The sequence below is a fragment of the Xanthomonas sp. NCPPB 3200 genome, from assembly GCF_056393585.1.
This window is the reverse complement of the sequence record NZ_CM150785.1, coordinates 962,405-980,836: the sequence shown is the minus strand read 5'-3', so window position 1 is coordinate 980,836 and position 18,432 is coordinate 962,405. Positions and strand designations below refer to the sequence as shown.

The window sequence follows — 18,432 nt, the reverse complement described above, 5'->3', positions numbered from 1 at the left end:
CCGACCAACGGTCGGATCGGATTGGACCATCGAATCCGACGGTCCAATCAGCGAACCGGATCAGCCGGTGTTCTGCACGCCTTGCGAGACGCCGTTGACGCAGGCGACCAGCGCGCGCAGCAGTTCGTCGTCCTCGCCATCGGTGGCACGCCAGCGTTGCAGCAGGTCCACCTGCAGCACGCTGATCGGGTCGATGTAGGGGTTGCGCAGGCGGATCGACAAGGCCAGCCGCGGGTCGTGTTGCAGCAGCGACTGCTGGCCGGTCAATGCCTTCACCCAGCCCTTGGTCAGCGCCAGCTCGGCGCCGATGCCCGGGAAGAACCGCTCGTGCAGTTCCCCCGACAGCCGCGAGAACAGCTCGGCGATGGTGAGGTCGCCCTTGGACAGCACCATCGCCACGTCGTCGAGAAAGGTGCGGAAGAACGGCCAGTCCTGCGCCATCTCGCGCAAGGTGTCTTCGTGCCCGGCATCCACCGCCGCCTGCAGGCCGCTGCCCACGCCGTACCAGCCAGGGATCACCGCACGCGCCTGGCTCCAGGCAAACACCCACGGAATCGCGCGCAGGTTGGACAACGCCGCGTCCTGGCCGAGCCGGCGCGACGGGCGCGAGCCCAGCGTCATGCGTTCGATCACATCGATCGGCGTGGCGCGGCGGAAGTACTGCATGAAATCCGGCGCACCGACGAAGGCGCGATACGCCACGGTGCTGCGTTCGGCGACCAGGTCCATCACCGGCCGCCAACGATCCTCGCGTGGCTCGGGCGCACGCGGGCGCAGGCTGGACAGCAGCACCGCGCCGGTCATCTGTTCCAGCGAGCGCAGCGCCAGGGCACGGATGCCGTACTTGCGATGGATCACCTCGCCCTGCTCGGTCACGCGCAGCCGGCCATCGACACTGCCGCGCGGTGCGGCATCCAGCGCGCGGCTGGTCTTGCCGCCGCCACGTGCGATCGAGCCACCGCGGCCATGGAAGAAGGTCAGCCGCACGCCCAGCTCGGCGGCGGCTTCGAGCAGTTCCACCTGCGCGCGCTGCAGCCCCCAGCGCGAGGCGGTGATGCCGCCGTCCTTGCCGCTGTCCGAATACCCCAGCATCACCATCTGCGTATCGCCGCGCGCGGCCAGATGCTGGCGGTAGACCGGGTCGGCCAGCAGATCCTGCACGGTGCCGGTACCGCCGCGCAGATCGTCCACGGTTTCGAACAGCGGCACGATATCCAGCGGCACTGCGCCGGTGTCGTCGACCAGGCCGCCACGGCGCGCCAGCGCCAGCACGGTGAGCACGTCGGCGCGGTTGTGCGCCATCGAGATGATGTAGCTGCCCAGCGCATCGGCGCCGTGGCGGCTGCGCGCATCGGCAAGCGCGGCAAACACCGCATCCAGCCGCGCATTGCCTTCGTCATCCACGCGCGGCAATGCCTGCTCGCCGGCTGCATACGGACCGAGCAATGCAGCGCGCTGCCTGGCCTCCTGTTCATCCCAATCCGCCTGGCCGAGTGCATCGGCCACCGCACGCGCATGCACGCTCGATTCCTGGCGCACATCCAGCCGCGCCAGGTGGAAACCAAAGGTGCGCACACGCCACAACAGGCGGCGCACCGCGAACCAACCGGCGTGCAGGCCCTTGTTGGCCTGCAGGCTGTCCAGGATCAATTGCAGGTCGTGTTCCAGCTCGGACGGGCTGGCGTAGGCACCCTCGGCATCGTCCAGCGTGGCCTGCAGGCGCGCGCGCATCAGATCGTTGAGCAGCCGGTACGGCATGTCGCCGTGGCGCGGACGCGAGCGTGCGGCGTCCTCCGGCAACAGCGCGCGGTAGCGCTGCAGTTGCTCGCTCAATGCCGGGCTCACCGCCACCAGCGTGGTCGACTGGCTGAGCAGACTGGCCAGTTGCCAGAGTTCCTTCTGATAACGGTCCAGCACCGCACGCCGTTGCGCATCCAGCGTGCCGGCGATGGTGACGGCATCCACGTTGGGGTTGCCGTCCATGTCGCCGCCGACCCAGGTGCCGAAGCGCAGCAGCCGCGGCAGGGTCGGCACGCTGCCGTAGGTTTCTTCGATGGCGTGTTCGAGAGTTTCGTACATCACCGGGACCACGCGATACAGCACCTGGGTGAGATAGAAGCCCACATGCTCGCGCTCGTCCTCCACGGTGGGGCGCACCGGCGAGGAGTCGGCGGTCTGCCAGGACGCGGTCAAGGCCATGCGGAAGCGCGCCGCGTCGGTGGCGCGCTCGTTGGGCGTGCGCATGCCGTCCAGGTTGTCGACCAGGCTGGCGACCATCAGCTGCTCTTTTTCCAGCAGCGCGCGGCGCACCGCCTCGGTGGGATGCGCGGTAAACACCGGCTCCACGTCGATCCGCGGCAACCACTCGCTGAGTTCGTCCAGCGTCACGCCCTGCGCCTTGAGCCGGCGCAAGGCATCGTGCAACCCGTCCGGCTGCGGCGTGTCGGTGCCGCTGCGCTGGTATTCGCGGCGGCGGCGGATGCGGTGCACGCGCTCGGCGATGTTGACCACCTGGAAATAGGTGCTGAAGGCGCGCACCAGCGATTCGGCGTCGCGCGGCTCGCGCCCGGCCAGCTGCTCGCTCAGCGTCGACGGCGGGGCATCGCTCTCGCGGCGCGCAATCGCCGTGGTGCGGACGCGTTCGATCTCATCGAGAAATTCCGCAGAGACCTGCTCGGCGAGCAGGTCACCGACCAGTGCACCGAGCCGACGCACATCGTCGCGCAAGGCAAGATCGGGGGTAGCGAACACAAGACTGCTGCGGTACTCGTTCATCGGAAACGCACACCCTCTCAAGCGCAAAGTCGTCGAAGACTAACCCAAAAGGATTAGATGATCGCGACCGGCACGACGGTTTCAACACCAACCATCGTGTGCTGGCGCTCCCTGCCGATGGCCCTCGTAGGAGCGCGCTGGCGCGCGATGGGGCTTTCCCGGTGATGCCCCATCGCGGACAGGTCCGCTGCTACGCGAGGTGGCGGTCCTGGTCATGCTGCGTCGCGCCCGGGTGCGCTCCTACCGGTGATCGCGCCAATCGTGTGGACGGCGCAGCGAATCTTCCCGGGACGCGAGGCGGACGCATTCGCCGTAGGAGCGCACCCGGGCGCGACGAGGCGTTATCGATAAAGCCCCATCGCGCGCAAGCGCGCTCCTACCGGTGCCAGCGCACCACCGATCAACGCGTGCGCGTCGCGCCGGTCTCCTTCACCGGCTCGCCGAGATTGGTCTTCAACCACTGCTCGCTCTCGGCCAGCATCTGCAGGATCGACTGCCGCGCACGATACGCATGCGATTCGTTGGGCAGCAGCACCAGCCGCGCGTTACCGCCCAGGCCCTTGATCGCGGCGAACATGCGCTCGCTCTGGATCGGGAAGGTGCCGGTGTTGTTGTCGTCCTGGCCGTGGATCAACAGCAGCGGATCCTTGATCTTGTCGGCGTAGTTGAACGGCGACATCGCCTGATACACCGATTGCGCCTGCCAGTAGTTGCGCTCCTCGGCCTGGAAGCCGAACGGGGTGAGCGTGCGGTTGTAGGCACCGCTGCGTGCGATGCCGGCCTTGAACAGCCGCGTGTGCGCGAGCAGGTTGGCGGTCATGAAGGCGCCGTAGGAGTGCCCGCCGATGGCGATGTGCTCGCGGTCGGTGACCCCGCGCCGCACCACTTCGTCCACCGCGGCCTGCGCATCGGCGACCAGCTGCGGCACATAGGTGTCGTTGGGTTCGGCATCGCCTTCGCCGACGATCGGCATGGTCGGGTTGTTGAGCACCACATAGCCGATCGCCAGAAACGCCTGCGGCCCCCAGTAGCTGATCGCGTTGAAGCGATAGGGCGAGTCGGTGACCTGGCTGGCGGTGTCGGCACTCTTGAACTCGCCCGGATAAGCCCACATCAGCAGCGGCCGCGGGCCGTCGCGCTTGGGGTCGTAACCGGGCGGCAGCAGCAGCGTGGCGGTGAGGTCCACGCCATCGGCGCGCTTGTAGCGGATCTGCTCCTTCTGCACGCCACGCAACTGCGGCAGCGGATGGGCGAAATGCGTCAACGCACGCGGCGCAGGCGCTGCATCGCCCAATGCCTGCACCACATAGTTGGCCGGCTCCTCAGGCGACTCGCGGCTGAGCAGCAACTGCGTGCCTTGCGCATCCAGCAATGCCAGCGGTGCGGAATAGCTCGGCGCCTGCGAATGGAACAGGCGCGTGGCGCGTCTGCTCTGCAGATCGAAGCGATCCACGAACGGGCGGTCGCCTTCCGGCGAGGCGCCCTTGCCGAGCAGGAACAGGCTGTTGCCATCGGCACCGGTCTGCAGCAGCGTGCGGCCCTTGCCGTCGGCCACGGTCGCCGGCGTGCCGGGATCGTTGTAGCGGTCCTGCGAGGAGCGGTCCCACAGCAATTCGGGCGCGCGCTGCGGCTGGTCCGGTGCGATACGCCACTGCTTGGTACGGCGGGTCTTCCACCAGCTTTCGCTGAGGATGGCCAGATCGCCGCGGCCCCACTGGATGCCTTCGAAGCGGCTGCCCAGTTGCGCCAGCGTGACCGGCGCACGCGTAAATGGCGCAGCCTGCATCATTACCGCATCACGGACCTTGCTCTCGCGTGCCGGGTCGCCGCCGTCCTGCGCCTCGGCCCAGACCAGCGTGGCCGGCGCATCGACGCGCCAGGCAATGTCGCGCACGCCGGTGGGCACGGCATCGTTGCCGGTCGGCAGGCCTTCCACCAATGGCAGCCGGGCGATCTGGCGCACCAGCTTGCCCTGCAGGTCCAGCACCTCGATACGGCGTGCGAAGTTGTCCACTGGCACCAGATACGAGAACGGCCGTTCGCTGCGTTCGCTCAGGATGTAACGGCCATCCGGCGACACCGACAGATTGAGATAGATGCCGGGCGTGGCGATCGGGCGCACCTGCCCGCTCACGCTGACGATGATGGGCTGGCCGGTGGCGTAATACTCGAACACGCGCGCATCGGCCTCGTTGCGCAGCAGGTCCTGATAGGTCGGCAGCGAGCGCACGCCGGCAGCGGCGCTGGTCTGCTGGATCGCCGGGCCGTCCGGCACCGCATCGCGGGTGGGCGGCGCGCCCTGCCCGGCCACTTGCTGCTGCAGCAGCAGACCGCTGCCATCGGGCAACCAGCGCAGATCGTCGTTGACGCTGGTGTTCAAACCGGCCACCAGACGCCGCGCCTGCCCGGCCGCCACGTCCACCAGCCACAGCTCGTTGGCACCGCTGGCCGCGTCCTCGCGGCGGAACGCCAAGTAGCGCTGATCCGGCGACCAGCTCAACGTGGCCAGCGACAGTGGTGACGGCAGCCCGGCGATCTGCCGCTCGCTGCCGTCGGCCACCGACAGCAGCCACAGCTTGTCGGCAAAGGAGAACCGGCTGCTGGCAAAGGTTTGGGGATGGATGCGCAGGCCGGCCAGCTTGAGTTCGGGCTGGGCCACCTCGGCGATGTCCGGCAACGCCGGCAACTGCACCATCGCGCCCAGGTCGCGTTTGGGCGACAGGTGCAGCAGCGGCGCGCGCGGGGCGTCCACCACTGCCTGCAGCGCCTTGGAGGGCAGTTGGTAGCCAGTGCTTGCCGCAGCGGCAGGCGGGCCAGCCGACGCGACGGCTGCGGCCGCAGCCAGTGGTGCGCTCAGCGCCAGTACGCCTGCCAGGGCCCATCGCTGCTGCCGCCTGCCGTGCCGTGCATCGGGTGTCGCCTGCATTGTCCATCCCCAGTGTCGATCGACTCCGGACCATAGCAGCCACGCGCTCCCCCGCTCCCCTGCCGTTGGTTGGGGCGCGTGCCACTTCAAGCCGGCCAATTCATGCCGGAGGGGGGTGCTGCCGATATAATCAACGCTCTCGTCGAGGGGCGCTGCGACCGGTATGGCGGACTGATCCGCCAACTGCACGAAAAGTGCAGGAAATACGGCCAGGCTCGACAAGCATTCATCGTTCAACGGCGCCCCGCATTGCAGACATTGGTCTGCTTACCGGAGCTATTGCATGAACGCTGTCACGAAAATCGCCCCACATACCGATTACAAGATCGCCGACCTCTCCCTGGCCGATTGGGGCCGCAAGGAGCTGGACATCGCCGAGCACGAGATGCCGGGCCTGATGTCGATCCGCCGCAAGCATGCGCAGACCAAGCCGCTGAAGGATGTACGCATCACCGGCTCGCTGCACATGACCATCCAGACCGCGGTGCTGATCGAAACGCTCAAGGACATCGGCGCCAACGTGCGCTGGGCCTCGTGCAACATCTTCTCCACCCAGGACCACGCGGCCGCCGCGATCGCCGCCTCCGGCACGCCGGTGTTCGCCTGGAAGGGCGAGACGCTGGAAGAGTATTGGGATTGCACCCTGGACGCGCTGACCTTCACCCTGCCCGACGGCACCCAGACCGGCCCGGAGCTGGTGGTGGACGACGGCGGCGACGTCACCCTGCTGATCCACAAGGGCTATGAGCTCGAAAACGGCTCCACCTGGGTCGACGAGCCGGCCTCCTCGCACGAGGAAGGCGTGATCAAGGCGCTGCTCAAGCGCGTGGCCGTCGAGCGTCCGGGTTACTGGACCCGCGTGGTCAAGGACTGGAAGGGCGTCTCCGAAGAGACCACCACCGGCGTGCACCGCCTGTACCAGATCGCCGAAGCCGGCAAGCTGCTGATCCCGGCCATCAACGTCAACGACTCGGTCACCAAGAGCAAGTTCGACAACCTGTACGGCTGCCGCGAGTCGCTGGCCGATGGCCTCAAGCGCGCGATGGACGTGATGCTGGCCGGCAAGGTCGCGGTGGTCTGCGGCTACGGCGACGTCGGCAAGGGCAGTGCCGCCTCGCTGCGTGCCTACGGTGCCCGCGTGATCGTCACCGAGATCGATCCGATCTGCGCCCTGCAGGCGTCGATGGAAGGCTTCGAGGTCAACACCATCGAATCCACGCTGGGCCGCGGCGACATCTACGTCACCACCACCGGCAACAAGGACATCATCACCGTCGAGCACCTGCAGGCGATGAAGGACCAGGCCATCGTCTGCAACATCGGCCACTTCGACAACGAGATCCAGGTCGATGCGCTGAACGCACTCAAGGGCGTGGAAAAGATCAACATCAAGCCGCAGGTCGACAAGTACGTGTTCGGCAACGGCAATGCGATCTTCCTGCTGGCCGACGGCCGGCTGGTCAACCTGGGCTGTGCCACCGGCCACCCGAGCTTCGTGATGTCCAACTCGTTCGCCAACCAGACCCTGGCGCAGATCGACCTGTGGGAAAAGCGCGACAGCTACGAGAAGAAGGTCTACATCCTGCCCAAGCACCTGGATGAAGAAGTGGCACGTCTGCACCTGGAAAAGATCGGCGTCAAGCTGACCACCCTGACCAAGGACCAGGCCGACTACCTCGGCGTGGACGTGGCCGGCCCGTACAAGCCGGATCATTACCGCTACTGATCAATCGGGCGGTTGATTGCCCGCATGTCACCGCTTGAACAGAACGGGCGCCGCAAGGCGCCCGTTTTCTTTGCAGGATGCTGGATGGCCCCGCGTGCAAGCGGCCCCACATGGCGACCAATCTGCGTTCGTGCCTGCGGCATCGACATGCCTCGCATGGATGCAACGCCTCGAGCAAGGCACCATGGAATCCAGCACGCCGGGTAGCCTTGCCGTCGGCATGGCAGCTGTTGCCGTATGCGATACTCGGGCAAGGCTTGTGGCTTACCTGCGTGGCAGCAAGACCGGTCAACCACTACGTAACACCCATCGTCAAAAGGAACCAACATGGGCGGCTTCAGCATCTGGCACTGGATCATCGTTCTTTTCTTCTTCTGCAGCATTGCTGCCGTGATCAGCCTGATCGTCTGGGTCGCAAAGCGCGCGTCGCGCAAATCGACTGTGGCAACGACAGGGTCAGCAGCGCCAAAGAGCGCTCAAGCCAGACTGCTGGAGCTGGACACGCTGAGGTCTCAGCAATTGATCACCGATGCGGAGTACCAACAGCGCCGCAGCCATATCCTCAGCGAGATCTGAGCGGCGGCTGCAACGCATGAACCATGTTTCCGCTGTCCTGGATCAACATGTCCATGTGATCTGCGACAGTGCCATGCGCCAGACATTGCTGATGCGCGGCAGTTCGATGCAAGACCGCATCAGTCTGAGCTTCAAGGGCTCTGAAGAACTTGCCGAAATCCTCAGCCTGCTGCAATCACTGCAGCTTCCCTTTGCCGACGCACCTGCGGGCTGGCCGCCTGCGGCCGTCTTCGCGCAGCTCAGGGATCGGGGACTGGTGCAAGGCGCGATCACTACCGTCGCATGGGTCGCCCCGGACATGCCCGTGCTCGGCGTCGGCTAGCACGCATCTGCGCCAGGGGTGCCGGCAGCTGATCCGGTGCAATCCACGCAATGCCGCGCTTGAGACTGTCGCGCTGCGGCAAGTCCGAAAACTGCAGACGCTGCTCGGCTCTGCAGTCCCACCTGCAGCTACGTTTTTATGCTCGACGAAAGCAAGCGCCCGCGGTGGCGAGCGGCACCGCACTGCCACGCCAGAGTTCAAGAGCAGCGCTGCGTTCCCTGCCGCGCGGAAGAATTGCACGACACGCCGTGGCTATCCGCCCGCTACGGCCGCCAGTTCGCATTGCGTTCCCAGAACGCAACGCTGCGCCGGTACGCATCGCGATCCAGTGCCACACCCGAGCCGCCCTCGTCCACGCCCAGTGCATTGCGCAGCATGGTGATGGGCGCCATCGGAATTTCTTCCGGCTCGGTGGTGTAGAGGCAACCGACCACGCCCCAGTCGGCGTCGATCGACGCGCCCTCCTTGGCCAGCTGATCGCGGCTATAAAGGATCGGCAGCAGATACGTCGCCACCGGTGGCTCCACACCTTCGAACCAGCGCACCAGCACCGGTAACTCCTGCGTGCTGCGTGCCTCGTAGCCGGAGCGCAGCTGGTGGCGGTTGTCGTCGGTGATCGGTGCAGTGAGGCAGCGCGTCGAGGTCCAGTTGCGGTGCACATGCAGCTGGCAGAACGGCGCATAGCCTTCGATCACGCGCACCGGCGCCTCTTCATTGAGCCGCTGGATGAACTGCTCGGGCGTGCAGTCCTGGATGGCGTTGCGACGACCATCGCGGGGAAACAGACGGGTGCGGGCAAACGGTGTGAGAACGATGGACATGACGGTGGTGGGTGGCAAAGAACGCCAGGGTAGCCTGCAGCCCTGCCATGCGGCCACTTACCAGATCAGATCGTCCGGCACCTTGAACTGGCTGTAGTAGTCGTCGTCGCTGTCCGGCGCCGGAGGCGTGCTGCTATGGCCATGATCCAGCACCACAGTGTCCGCATCGCGGCTGTAGACCTTGTCGGCGGCCGCGCGCGGAATCAGCTCGAAGCCATCGCCATGCCGCACGATCACCAGCGCCCCGCTGGCCAGCTGGCTGCGCAGCGTGGGATTGACCAGCACGCTGCGGATGACGCGGCCGTCGTTGAAGCGGTAGTCGATCTCGCCATCGCGCTTGACCTTGTTGGTCTCGACGATCTGCCGGACCTGGGCCAGCACTTCCTGCCGCCGCTGCTGCAGCTTGCGTTCCTCGGCCAGCGCGCGATCGCGCTCGGCACGCTCGGCCTGTAGCCGCGCCGCGTCCACCTTGTCGACCTCGGCCGGCACCACGGCCGCGCCCTTGGCATGACGCTGCTTGTTCTGCTCGCGCGCGACCTTGTCCACCTGGGCCTTCTTGACCAGGCCGGCCTTGAGCAGTTGTTCTTGCAGCGGATTGCGCATGGGAGGGGAACCGGTGAATGTGCGCCCAGTTTACCGCGCCCCGCGCCACCCAGCCTGACTGCCCAAGCCCGCCCCGGCTGCAGCACCGCGCCGTACCGCGGTACCGCGATCCACCGGCACCGCGCAAAGCGCGACCTGCATCGGGGTTTTTGCAGGTACTCACATTGAATACGTATGCACAATAGCGATGTTGCGCCGCGATGCACGCTTAGCATCACCGCGCGCTGCACGCCGTGCGCGCGCTTTCCGGAACAGGGGCCGGAGGCCTTGATGCGGGCATCGCACAGCATGCGTGTGCTCGCGCTTACCGACTGGAGATCCATCCGATGCGCGATACGCACACTCCACTCCTACCCTCACGGCTTCAACGCAGCTCGCGGCTGCTGCTCGCCGCGCTGGTGCTGCTGCTGACCACCGCCAATGTGCAGGCCGATGTGATCCTGCATGCCTTCAATTGGCCGTATGCCACCGTAGAGGCACGCGCCAAGCAGATTGCCGATGCCGGCTATCGCAAGGTGTTGGTCGCTCCCGCCTATCGCTCGCAAGGCAGCGCGTGGTGGGCACGCTACCAGCCGCAGGATCTGCGCGTGATCGATGGCCCGCTGGGCGACACCGCAGCGTTCTCGCGCATGGTGCAGGCGCTGGCCAATAACGGCGTGGAAACCTATGCCGACGTGGTGCTCAACCACATGGCCAACGAGGCCGCGACACGCTCGGATCTCAACTACCCCGGCAGCGCCGTGCTCGCGCAATACGCTGCGAATCCAGGCCGTTACGACACCTTGCGTCTGTTCGGCACCTTGCAATCGAATTTCCTGAGCGCCAGCGATTTCGGTCCGGCCCAGTGCATCACCAACTACAACGACGCCTACCAGGTGCGCACCTATCGCATCTGCGGTGGCGGCAGCGATCCGGGCCTGCCCGACCTGGTCGGCAACGATTGGGTGGTGCAGCAGCAGCGCGCCTATCTGCAAGCGCTGAAGGGCCTGGGTGTGACCGGCTTCCGTGTCGATGCGGCCAAGCATATGAGCTTCGACCATCTCAATCGGGTCTTCGATGCGGGCATTCGTTCCGGCGTGTATGTGTTCGGCGAAGTGATCACCGGCGGCGGTAGCGGCAATGGCGATTACGACCAGTTCCTGGCGCCGTACCTGCAGTCCACACCGCATGCGGCCTACGACTTCCCGTTGTTCAACGCGGTGCGCAATGCATTCGCCATTGGCGCCAGCCTGCAGCAGCTGGTGGATCCCGCGTCCACCGGACAGGCCTTGCCGGGCAATCGCGCGGTGACCTTCGCCGTCACCCATGACATCCCCAACAATGCTGGCTTCCGCTACGCCATCCTCGACCCCGTCGACGAGACGCTGGCATACGCGTATCTGATCGGCCGCAACGGCGGCATGCCGATGGTCTACACCGACAACAACGAAAGCGGCGACAACCGCTGGGTCAACGCCTATCTGCGCGACGACCTGCGCCGCATGATCGGCTTCCACAACGGCGTGCAGGGCAGCGACATGCAGGTGCTGTCGTCCAGCTCCTGCCATGTGCTGTTCCGGCGCGGCAGCCTGGGCATTGTCGGCATCAACAAGTGCGGCAATCCGGTCACCACCACTGTGGCGATGAATGGCAGCGTGCTGTACTGGAATGCGGATTATGTGGATGCACTGGGCTCGGGCAGCGTGGTGCGTATTTCCAGCGGCTCCTACACCTTCACGCTGCCGGCGCGCGGTGCACGCATGTGGCGCCGCTGAGCTGTCTGGCCAGCACGAGGCGTCCGCTGCGTGGTTGAAGCACGTCTCAAAGACACCCAGCCTTTGACACAAAAAACACCGGCTTATCGCCGGTGTTGTGGGTGCTGCAACACGTTGGATGGTGCGACCGGCTACCAGGCGAACGGCGCGGTGACCTTGCGCGCGCCGAGCATGAACGCATCGGCCACATGCACGAACGGGGTGACATCCACCTCCGATTCGCCGGCGCGCACCAGCTGCACGAAACGCCGGTACAAGCCGTCGTATTCGCCGGCGGCTTCCACTGGCTGCGGCTGGCCATCGATACTGAGCCTGGCACCGCCCTCACTGAGCATGAGCAGGCCATCGGTGGTGTCCACTTCGATATCCCAGCGCTGATGGCCGGTCTGCAGAAAATCCAGTTCCGCCGTTACCGGCACCCCTGCGGTATCGACAAAACCGAGCCTGGCGTACAGCGGTGCCTGGCGATTTTCCGGCGTGTGCAACTCCGCTTCGCGCAGCGCGAAGGGGCGCGGCAGCAGATGCGTGACGATGGACAGCGCATTGATGCCGGGGTCGAACACGCCCATGCCGCCCGGCTCCAGGATCCAGTCCTGGCCCGGGTGCCAATGGCGAATGTCTTCCTTCCAGGTGATATGCGCGCGCAGGATCTGCTTGTCGGCCAGCCACGCCCGCGCAGGCTCCACGGCAGCGGCGCAGCGCGAATGCCAGCTGGTGAACAGGCTGCGTTGCGCACGCTGCGCCAACACGCGCAGATCGTCGATCTCGGCCAGGGTGGCGGCCGGGGGTTTTTCCAGGAACACATGGCGCCCGGCGGCCAGCGCGGCCTGTGCCTGCGCGTGCCGCCCGACCGGTGGCGTGCACAGCGCCACCGCTTCAATCTGCGGATGCGCCGCGAAGGCCTCTTCCAGGCTGTGGTAGGCCGGCACTCCATCGACCGTGCCATGCCGGCTCACCGTGGCCACCAGCTGCACATCGGCACGCGCGGCGATGGTGGGCACGTGCTGGTCGCGGGCGATCTTGCCGATGCCGACAAGGGCAATGCGCAATGCGTCTGGATGCTTCATCGAAACCTTCGGGCTGATAGGGACGTGGCGGGACCCGCGCGATCGCCCGTTTCGGGCGCATGCACGGACACTGCGGCAGCGGCGCGCTGCACGCGCACGCAACGGCGCAGTGTAAGGTCACGCTGCGGTTCGCTGCGAGACATCGCTCCTGCTTGTTTTGCTATACCTGCGCCGCCCGGTGGCCGTGCAGGAGCCGCCATGCTGCATCGGTGCAACTGCACGGCACGCCTTGCCGTTCGTGGCCTTCCACCTGGTCGCGCTGGAGCACTCGGCGGCTACGGTGGGGCGCCCGGGCTGCGGCCGATGTATGGCCAAGCCTGCGACGCCGGCTGCAGACAGAGCGACCTGCATGCGCCTTGCGATGCGCTCACATCTCCAGCACGACCTTGCCCAGGTGGCTGCCCTGCTCCAGATAGCGGTGCGCTGCAGCGGCTTCGTTGAGCGGGAAGCGCTTGTCGAGCAGCACGCGCAGCTTGCCCTGCGCGATCCACGGCCACACCACGCGCTCCACTTCCGCGGCCAGGCGCGCCTTTTCGTCGGCACTGCGCGGGCGCAGCGTCGAGCCGGTGAGGATGGCCTGCTTGCGCATCAGCAGCGGGATCGGCACCTCGATGGTCGAGCCGGCCTGCGAGGCGATGTAGACGATGCGCCCGCGTGGGTTGAGCGCCTCCAGGGTGTCGGCGAATACCGCAGCGCCCACCATGTCCAGCGACACATCCACCCCGCCGTGCGCCTTGGCCACGTCGACAAACGATTCGGTGGTGGAGTCGATCGCCACATCGGCACCCAGTTCGCGCGCCTGCGCCGCCTTACCTGCCGAACGCGCAGTCGCCAGCACATGCGCACCGGCGGCCTTGGCCATCTGGATCGCAGTCACGCCGATCCCGGACGTGGCGCCATGCAGCAGCAGCCATTCCCCGGCCGCCAGCCGGCCATGCTCGAACAGGTTGGTGTACGCGGTAAAGATGGTTTCCGGCAGCGCCGCGGCATGCGCCAGATCCATGCCAGGCGGAATCGGCAGCACATGCCGCGCGTCGACCGCTGCGTACTGTGCGTATCCGCCACCGCCCAGCAGTGCACACACCCGATCGCCGACCTTCCAGCGACCGGCCGGCTCCACGATCTCGCCGGCGATTTCCAGCCCGAGCGTCTGCGGCGCGCCGGGCGGCGGCGGATAGTGGCCGGCACGCTGCAGCAGATCGGGACGATTGATCCCGGCCGCATGCACGCGGATCAGCACCTGCCCCGGCGCCGGACGCGGGCGCGGCTGCTCGCTGGCGTACAGTGCATCCGCATCGCCCTTGCCATCGCGTATGGCGATTGCAGTCATCGTGGTATCGCTCATGCGCAGCACTCCGTAGAAAGTGCACCCAGTGTAGAGCTGCCCGCGTCAACGTCCGGCGCAAGCCCGCTCGCGACATGGCACGCAGGCGCAGCGCAACCACTGTCTCCGCCAAGTCACGGTAAGCAACCACGCGATGACCGGCATCACGCGTGAAACCAGTGCGGCGACAAACGCGATTCGCCTGCCCGCTGCAAGGCAAGGCTTCGCTCGCCGCCGCGCGGCAAGCGCCTGCAGGTCCCCGCAGATCGCGCCGTCATTCCGCTGACAGCACGCGAGGTAACCGAATGCAGGACACCCGCAACCAAATATGCATTCATCGCGATGAAGCGATATTATGCCAGTACGATCCGCCGGACCCGCCGCGATGACGCATCTCAGTTTCGAGTTCTACCCGCCCAAGACCGACGACCAGCGCGCCCAGCTGGACCGCACGGCGGCCAGGCTGAAGGGCTACGCGCCGGAATACGTGTCGTGCACCTTCGGTGCCGGCGGCTCCACGCTCAGCTACACCTCCGAGACGGTGCGTCACCTCAAGCAGAAGCACGGTTTCGAAGCCGCCCCGCATCTGTCCTGCGTCGGCGGCAGCCGCCAGGAGATCCGCGAGCTGCTCAAGCTGTATCGCGCGATCGGCTGTACCCGCATCGTCGCGCTGCGCGGCGACCTGCCCTCGGGCATGGGCCATCCGGGCGACCTACGTTACGCCTCGGACCTGATCGCCTTCATCCGCGCCGAGCACGGCGACGCGTTCCGGATCGAGGTCGGTGCGTATCCGGAAACCCATCCGCAGGCGACCGACGCGCTGAGCGATCTGCGTTACTTCAAGGCCAAGGTGGATGCCGGCGCCGATGCCGCAATCACCCAGTATTTCTACAACGCCGACGCGTACTTTCATTTCCGCGACGCCGTGCAGCGCATGGGCGTGGAGATCCCGATCATCCCCGGCATCATGCCGATCTCCAATTTCTCGCAGTTGCGGCGCTTTTCCGAGCAATGCGGTGCGGAAATTCCGCGCTGGATCAGCAAGAAGATGCAGTCCTACGGCGACGATGCCGATGCGGTGCGCGCCTTCGGTGCGGAAGTGGTGGCCACCGTGTGCGAGCGCCTGATCGCCGGCGGCGCGCCTGCCCTGCACTTCTACACGCTCAACCTGGCCAAGCCGACCACGCAGGTGCTGCAGCTGCTCGGGCGCTGAGCCAGCCGCTCGCAGCCATGCCCTCGGCAGGCGTATCTGTGCGGGCACATCACTGGCAAACGCGCGTGTGATGCGCAAACGCCGTGCAAGCTCTTTCGGTCCCGGCGCGTTGCTCGCCGGCTCACGCAGGCCCCGTTACGCTGCGCCGATGCCTCGCCTCCTGCTGCCGTTGCTGCTGTTGTTCTGCCTGTGCCCGGCCACGCGCGTGCAGGCGCAGGAGATCCGTCGCTGCGTGACAGCGGACGGGCAGACCATGTTCACCGACCGCCGCTGCGAAGATGTCGGCGCCGCGGCGCGCCCGCCGCCGGCCGCGCGCACGCAGGGCAACACCGGCCTGCATCGCTACGGCTGCCCGCGCCGGCTGAGCGAACTGGTGTCGTTGCTGCAACTGGCGGTGGACAGCCGCGACGTCAATCGGCTCTCCAGCCTCTACCTGTGGAGCGGCCAGTCCGACGCCGCTGCCAACCAAGTGCTGAGCCGGCTGGAGGCGATCGTGCAACGCCCATTGCTGGACATCGTGCCGATGTACCCGCAACGCGATCCGCCGACCTGGGAAGCCGATGCCGGCACGGCAGCGGCTCCATCCCTGGACGGCAGCGCCATCGACGCCCCACTCCCGGCACCGCCAAGCCGCCCGCGGCCCTGGGGCCTGCGCCTGGAACAGAACCTCGCCAGCGGTGCGCCCGCAAGCAGCGTGTTGCGGCTGCGCCGGCAGTACAACTGCTTCTGGGTGACGTTTTAGCGCAGCGCCCGGCGTAAGCGGATTGCAGCGGCCAAGTACATGCGACGGCGCATTGCCCCGGCAATCGGTGATGGTGACGATGGTGGTGTGGGCTGCGAGGCAGTGAGCGTATCGGCTCAGAGACCCCGAACCTCATGCCTCATAGGTGACGCTTGCAGGCTATGCGACAAGCCGGCCCATGATCTGCGTGACCGCCTGCTGCGGGCTCAGCACGGCGCTGTCGATCACCCAGTGCGGCTCGGTCCAGGCCACGTAATCATGCGCGAGCACGGAGGCCCACCCCGGCACGCGCAATCCGACCACGTCGCTTTGCCGCAATTCCACGCGCTGCCGATGCACGTTGCGATCGCTGCACACTACCTCGATCTCCAGCAAGCGGCTCCGTGCACGACGAGCTACATCGCGCCACGCTTCACGGGTGACCGGCAACGGGTTCACGCAATCGGCGACCACCACGTGACCCAGTTGCAGATTGGCCTCGGCAAGTGCGTAAGCGGTCATGTAGCCCGCTGCTCCGACATCGTTGGCGAGTGCACCACTTTCGCGTAGTGACTGCTCGATCGTATCGATACGCAAATAAAACGCAGTGCATTGCGTCAGTAGCGCCTGGGCAATGGAACTTTTGCCGACGCCCGGCAATCCGCCGAACACCACCAAGATCGCTGACTGCAGGGTCACTGCGGCCACAGCGCGCGAATCGCCGCGATGCCTTGTGCGCCATGCGAACGGGCTTCAAGCAGGTCGCCGACCTGCATGCCACCGAGTGCGTAGATCGGCAAGGAGACCTGCTCGCGCAAGCGTTCGAATCCATCCCATCCCAGGGGTATTGCACCCGGATGCGACGCGGTCGCCTGCACCGGGCCCAGCACCGCAAAATCGCAGCCAAGACGCTGGGCGTGGCGCAGGTCTTCCAGCCCGTGACAGGAAGCGGCGACCGGCTGCTCGGCCGGCAACGGGCGCTGCTGCAGGCTGGCCAGTTGCTCCGCGCCCAGATGCACGCCGATGCCGAGTTCGCCGGCCAGTGCGATGTTACGGTTGAGCAGCAGTTGCGCGCGCGCACGGCCACGCAGGCGCATCACCTGCTGCAGCAAGGCCTGCCAGCGCGCCGGTTCGGCCTGCCGCGCACGCAACTGGATGCGCGTGATGCCCTCCTGCAGCGCACGCTCCAGACCTTCCAGCCACAGCACGTCATCGGCCGGCTCGGGCGTGATCAGATAGCGGTCGGGCTGGCGCAGCACACCGACCACCGGCACATCGGCCGGCGGCATCGAATAACGGGTCAGCTTGTCGGCGGCCACCCAGGTCATCGCCTGGCCTTCGCGGCCGCGCGGGCTGCCTTTCCATGCGGTGATGTGGCGCACTTCCAGGCGCAGCCGCTTGTCCGGGTACAACTGCGGCACGTCCATCAGCCACTCGCCGACCTGCGCCTCGATACCGAGCTCTTCGTTGAGTTCGCGCACCAATGCCTGTTCGGAGGTCTCGCCAGGTTCGCGCTTGCCACCCGGAAACTCCCACAGGCCGGGCATGTCGCGGGTTTCGGTACGGCGGGTCAGCAGGATGCGGCCGCGGGCGTCAGTGATCACGCCGGCAACGACGTGGATGGATCTTAGAGAATCAGGCATGGCACAAGAGTGCCGCGAGTGAGCCGTTCAGTGCAATCGCTTGGCGGCGGGGAATGGAGATTCGGGAATCGGGAATCGGTTGAAGCAGGCACCATGCCCGCCTTTGCAATTCCCCATTCCCGATTCCCGATTCCCGATTCACGATTCACGCCTACAGCGGATGCCCGATGCGCCAGAGCACGCCGCTGGGATCGTGCAAGGTGAAATCGCGTGCGCCCCACGGCCGATCTTCCGGCGCGCTGCAGCTCACCCCGAACTGCGCGCCCAGGCCGGTGTCGTGCACGTGCTGCCACCAGCTGTCGGCATCGTCCACCCACAGGTGCAGCATCAGGTTCTCGGCCAGTTCGCGCAGATAGAAATCCTGCAGCAGGAATGCGCAATGCGTGCCATGCCGGAAGCAGGTCACATTGCCTACCTCGTCCTCCTGCACGAAGCCCAGCGCGCGATAGAACCGCTGCGACACCGCGTAGTCGCGCGCAGGCACGAACACCTTCAATTGCTGGCTGGATAGCAACGCCATGACCGCACTCCACGCAGGATATGGATCGAGCATACGCCCCGCAGTGGCACCGGCGGAGACGCCTGCATGCGGCGGGCGCCGTTGGCGCCACAAGAAATGGACAGCGCGGCAGAGCTACCGTGCCGAGGCCCACCGCAAGACAAATCGCCGGACGCTTCCAGCGTCTATGCGATTGGTGTCCCGTCGTTGCCTGGCAACGATGCAAGCCATGCCTTCGCAGGGAATTGGCCAAGGGCGGCGAAACCTGAGCGTGGCCTCGTACCCGGTCTGCGATATCCCCTTTCCTGCTTCAAGACCCCCTCAGGATCCCATCCGTAAGCAGAGCCCCCCTTGGTAAGGGGGCGCGCCAAAGGCGCGGGGATCGGAAGCAAGGACCGTGCACCAGGCGTCCGCTATGCGGACGCCTGGTGTGCAGCCCGCCAAGCGGGCTGCACCACGGTC

At 66.4% G+C, this 18,432-nt stretch carries 15 protein-coding genes and 1 riboswitch; of the genes, 6 read left to right on the top strand and 9 right to left on the bottom strand.

The features are described 5' to 3' along the window. Positions 1-60: 60 nt before the first annotated feature. Together ppc and AC06DU_RS04090 are read right to left on the bottom strand one after the other, a co-directional pair. A complete protein-coding gene (gene ppc / locus AC06DU_RS04095; RefSeq protein WP_478203641.1) occupies positions 61-2,775 on the bottom strand; it encodes a phosphoenolpyruvate carboxylase in 2,715 nt (904 codons plus the stop codon). Positions 2,776-3,175: 400 nt separating this feature from the next. Further along, the gene (locus AC06DU_RS04090; RefSeq protein WP_478204363.1) at positions 3,176-5,650 is read right to left on the bottom strand and encodes a S9 family peptidase; all 2,475 of its coding nucleotides are present in this window, start codon (positions 5,648-5,650) and stop codon (positions 3,176-3,178) included. Between the two features lie 189 nt (positions 5,651-5,839). Further along, positions 5,840-5,953, top strand: a riboswitch (S-adenosyl-L-homocysteine riboswitch). Between the two features lie 31 nt (positions 5,954-5,984). Here AC06DU_RS04090 and ahcY point away from each other — a divergent pair. The 3 genes from ahcY (at position 5,985) to AC06DU_RS04075 (ending at position 8,325) form a co-directional block, all read left to right on the top strand. Continuing rightward, entirely contained in the window at positions 5,985-7,427 is a 1,443-nt protein-coding gene (ahcY, locus tag AC06DU_RS04085; protein ID WP_016902210.1) for an adenosylhomocysteinase, read from the top strand. A 327-nt stretch (positions 7,428-7,754) separates the two neighbouring features. Further along, positions 7,755-8,003: an SHOCT domain-containing protein gene (locus AC06DU_RS04080; protein WP_065032054.1), complete on the top strand. Its 249-nt coding sequence runs from the start codon at positions 7,755-7,757 to the stop codon at positions 8,001-8,003. A 16-nt stretch (positions 8,004-8,019) separates the two neighbouring features. Further along, on the top strand, positions 8,020-8,325 hold the full coding sequence (locus AC06DU_RS04075; protein WP_065032055.1) for a hypothetical protein: 306 nt from the start codon (positions 8,020-8,022) through the stop codon (positions 8,323-8,325). 263 nt (positions 8,326-8,588) lie between these two features. Here AC06DU_RS04075 and AC06DU_RS04070 read toward each other — a convergent pair whose 3' ends face one another. Next, complete coding sequence (locus AC06DU_RS04070; protein WP_478203640.1) at positions 8,589-9,146, bottom strand: DUF3228 family protein; 558 nt, start codon at positions 9,144-9,146, stop codon at positions 8,589-8,591. Between the two features lie 57 nt (positions 9,147-9,203). After that, entirely contained in the window at positions 9,204-9,749 is a 546-nt protein-coding gene (locus tag AC06DU_RS04065) for a DUF2058 domain-containing protein (RefSeq protein WP_065032056.1), read from the bottom strand. A gap of 383 nt (positions 9,750-10,132) precedes the next feature. Here AC06DU_RS04065 and AC06DU_RS04060 point away from each other — a divergent pair, with 383 nt between their 5' ends. After that, positions 10,133-11,503 carry an alpha-amylase family protein gene (locus AC06DU_RS04060; protein ID WP_024938324.1) on the top strand — a complete coding sequence of 457 codons (1,371 nt, stop codon included), beginning with the start codon at positions 10,133-10,135 and terminating at the stop codon, positions 11,501-11,503. Between the two features lie 131 nt (positions 11,504-11,634). Here the strand turns inward: AC06DU_RS04060 and AC06DU_RS04055 are convergent, their stop codons facing one another. Together AC06DU_RS04055 and AC06DU_RS04050 are read right to left on the bottom strand one after the other, a co-directional pair. After that, positions 11,635-12,570: a Gfo/Idh/MocA family protein gene (locus AC06DU_RS04055; protein WP_065032058.1), complete on the bottom strand. Its 936-nt coding sequence runs from the start codon at positions 12,568-12,570 to the stop codon at positions 11,635-11,637. 367 nt (positions 12,571-12,937) lie between these two features. Next, entirely contained in the window at positions 12,938-13,915 is a 978-nt protein-coding gene (locus AC06DU_RS04050; protein ID WP_104543330.1) for an NAD(P)H-quinone oxidoreductase, read from the bottom strand. Positions 13,916-14,279: 364 nt separating this feature from the next. On the opposite strand from AC06DU_RS04050, the gene metF reads away from it, so the two are divergent. Further along, positions 14,280-15,107 carry a methylenetetrahydrofolate reductase [NAD(P)H] gene (gene metF / locus AC06DU_RS04045; protein ID WP_024938327.1) on the top strand — a complete coding sequence of 276 codons (828 nt, stop codon included), beginning with the start codon at positions 14,280-14,282 and terminating at the stop codon, positions 15,105-15,107. A 70-nt stretch (positions 15,108-15,177) separates the two neighbouring features. Further along, positions 15,178-15,849 carry a hypothetical protein gene (locus tag AC06DU_RS04040; RefSeq protein WP_349781333.1) on the top strand — a complete coding sequence of 224 codons (672 nt, stop codon included), beginning with the start codon at positions 15,178-15,180 and terminating at the stop codon, positions 15,847-15,849. A gap of 159 nt (positions 15,850-16,008) precedes the next feature. Here the strand turns inward: AC06DU_RS04040 and AC06DU_RS04035 are convergent, their stop codons facing one another. The 3 genes from AC06DU_RS04035 to AC06DU_RS04025 all read right to left on the bottom strand — a co-directional run bounded on the left by AC06DU_RS04035 (position 16,009) and on the right by AC06DU_RS04025 (position 17,991). After that, positions 16,009-16,536, bottom strand: coding sequence for a P-loop nucleotide/nucleoside kinase family protein (locus AC06DU_RS04035; protein ID WP_478203638.1), 528 nt, complete (start codon positions 16,534-16,536; stop codon positions 16,009-16,011). After that, positions 16,524-17,471 (bottom strand): Nudix family hydrolase, encoded by a 948-nt coding sequence (locus AC06DU_RS04030; RefSeq protein WP_349781331.1) that lies wholly within the window; start codon positions 17,469-17,471, stop codon positions 16,524-16,526. Before AC06DU_RS04030 ends, AC06DU_RS04035 begins: the two co-directional genes overlap by 13 nt. Before the next feature lie 151 nt (positions 17,472-17,622). Beyond that, positions 17,623-17,991 carry a VOC family protein gene (locus AC06DU_RS04025; protein WP_016902193.1) on the bottom strand — a complete coding sequence of 123 codons (369 nt, stop codon included), beginning with the start codon at positions 17,989-17,991 and terminating at the stop codon, positions 17,623-17,625. Between the last annotated feature and the right edge of the window lie 441 nt (positions 17,992-18,432).